This window comes from Corynebacterium flavescens (assembly GCF_008693105.1).
In the GTDB taxonomy this organism is placed as follows: domain Bacteria; phylum Actinomycetota; class Actinomycetes; order Mycobacteriales; family Mycobacteriaceae; genus Corynebacterium; species Corynebacterium flavescens.
Map to the genome: position 1 here is coordinate 1 of NZ_VXKK01000002.1, position 872 is coordinate 872.

The 872-nt window shown below is 53.7% G+C and carries 1 protein-coding gene; it reads left to right on the forward strand.

The features are described from left to right. The coding region (locus F4V60_RS00350) for an IS3 family transposase (protein WP_150387342.1) at positions 1 to 850 on the forward strand (850 nt) is incomplete at its 5' end. Positions 851 to 872: the final 22 nt, after the last annotated feature.

Below are 872 nucleotides of genomic sequence, written 5' to 3' on the forward strand. Positions count from 1 at the left end.
CCGGGCTGGCGGGTTTATCACCTCGCGTGGTTATCGCCAGTCCAAGGCTCGCGGGTTAAGTGCTCGTCGACTTCGTGACGGCGTGCTGGTTGAACGCATTAGTGCTGTTCATAGAGATAATTATGGTGTCTACGGTGTGCGGAAAATGTGGCATGCTCTTCGCCGTGAAGGAATCGATATCGGGCGTGAACAAACCGCCCGACTGATGCGCCTGGCTGGCGTTTCTGGCAAAGGCAAAGGCGGATCACCAATCACAACCCGAAAAGCTAACGTGCCTGATTTGCGCCCGGACTTGGTCGAGCGTGAATTTAAAGCTCAAGGACCGAATAAGCTGTGGGTGGCTGACATTACCTATGTACGGACACGAAAAGGATTCGTCTACACCGCGTTTGTCACCGACGTCTACTCCCGGAGGATCGTCGGGTGGGCGCTGTCAGATTCGATGCGGACCGAAGCTTTGCCGCTGCAAGCTCTCAACCAGGCGATCGTGTGTGCTGAGGAAACAACAGGTCTCATTCATCATTCGGATCACGGGTCGCAGTATGTCAGCGTTGTCTACAACGAGCGACTTACCCAGCACGGCATTACAGCTTCCACCGGAAGTGTTGGTGACTCCTATGATAATGCTCTGGCTGAAAACGTTAACGGCTCCTACAAGAACGAGCTAATCCATACCCGCAGGTGGAATGACGTTGTAGAGGTAGAAATCGCGACGTTCGAGTGGGTGTCATGGTGGAACGAGGTAAGGCTCCACCAAAGCCTGGGATACCGAACCCCAGCCGAGGTGGAAACCGAATTTTGGAAGCAGAACTTGCCACAGGCAATAATGGAAATCAAGGCAAATGCCTAGGAACAAAACCCGGGGCACTTCA